Annotated in this window: 1 protein-coding gene and 1 pseudogene; both read right to left on the reverse strand. The window is 65.6% G+C overall.

Annotated elements, in window-relative coordinates:
- A pseudogene (locus WBB85_RS13705) lies at positions 1-401 on the reverse strand (DUF932 domain-containing protein); the annotation flags it as partial.
- Positions 402-490: 89 nt separating this feature from the next.
- Positions 491-1,549 carry a site-specific integrase gene (locus WBB85_RS13710; protein ID WP_432639167.1) on the reverse strand — a complete coding sequence of 353 codons (1,059 nt, stop codon included), beginning with the start codon at positions 1,547-1,549 and terminating at the stop codon, positions 491-493.
- Positions 1,550-1,562 lie beyond the last annotated feature (13 nt).

Genomic DNA, 1,562 nt, shown 5'->3' on the forward strand with positions numbered 1-1,562 from the left:
GCCCGGTGGTTGGTTAGCCCGTATTGCAGGTTGATCCCCGCCAGCGGCGCGGGCAGTTGCCGCAGATAGGCCGCGGGCGCGCCGACCAGGCTGGAGAGCTGGCCAAAGGACCAATGCGTCGGCGCGATAGGTTCATCCGCGCCCGGCAGGACAAGTCCCAGCTTCTCCGGGTTGTCGCGATGCGCTTCAACCCGGATCGCCGCACTCTCCACCGTGCGCGTCCGGCTCCGTTCCGCCCGGCCCTTGACCGAGGCGAAGAGATCATCGAGCGACAGATACCGCTCGTCATCCGGCCGCGAGAACCATTCGGACGACACGCGGTCCACGTTCGCGCCGCGCGACACGTCCACCTTGTAGCCGCCGCTGATGTCACGCCCGGCATCGATAATTTCGGTATTCATGGGGAAACCTCCGAAACGGGCGGCCGGGAGCCTCTCTCCCGCCCTCCAAACCCGTCACGGGCCGGAACGGCACCCCTCTGACTCCCGGGTCACTCCGCTGCGAGATCCCCCAGCGGGGAGGGGCCGCGCGATGCGGCCAGCCGGTGCAGCGCCTCCGGGCGGATATGGGTGTAGCGGCGCAGCATCTTCCAGTCCTTGTGGCCGGTGACCAACGAGACCTGTTCGATGGCGAAGCCGGCCTCGAACAGGCGGCTTGTGCCCTCATGGCGCAGATCGTGGAAATGAAGGTCCTTGACGCTGATCTCGACGCAGGCCCGCCGGAAGGCGGTTCCGACCGACCTCGAGTTGTAGGGAAAGATGCGGCCCTTCGCGCGCCCCAATTCCTTGGCCTGCGCCGTGACCAGCGCCCAGGCGTCGAAGCCGGTGGCAGCGAAGAGTGGGATCCGCTGGTCGTTTCCGGTCTTGTTGCGCGGGTCTTTTCGGTCGCGGATCAGGAGCATGCGGCGGTCGACGTCGAGATCGGCCCATTCGACGCGGCAAATCTCGTCGAGCCGCATGGCAGTGGCCACGGCGAACTTCACGATCCGCGTCATCGGCAGGGTCAGGCGTTCGTTGTCATCGAAGCAGCGGAAGAGGCGGTTCAACTCGTCCGTCGTGGGGCGACGATCCCTCTCGGTGCCTTTGCCGATCAGGCCGAGACGCTTGAGCGCGACGCGCGCCAGATCAACGGGTTCCGGAGAAATGTCTAGCCCGTGCACGGCTGCAGCGTGGGTGATGATCATCTTGATCACGCCGATATCGATCCCGAGGGTCACCGGACCTGCGCCTTGGTCTGCACGCATCTTGCCGTAATCGATAAGCTTCTGCCGATCGAGGTGCCCGATCCGTTCCTTCCCAAGATCGCGTTTCAGCGTGGTGAGCGTGGCGGCCTTGCTGCGACGCGGCGGTTTCCCTACCTCGCACATATCGGTTATATGAAGGTCGATGAGGTCGCCAAAGGTCTGGAGGCGGGAAACGGACGACTTGTTCGGCGCCAGCCCCTGATCGACCCGGGTCTCCGCCTGGCGGGCCCAACGATGGGCGTCGTCGCGGCGGAGGAACGTCTCGCTCGCGTAGCGGCCCTTTCGTCTGATCTGGACCGAGGTCAAGCACCGGAGGGGA

It is taken from the genome of Albidovulum sp., from assembly GCF_049646345.1.
In the GTDB taxonomy this organism is placed as follows: Bacteria; Pseudomonadota; Alphaproteobacteria; order Rhodobacterales; family Rhodobacteraceae; genus Albidovulum.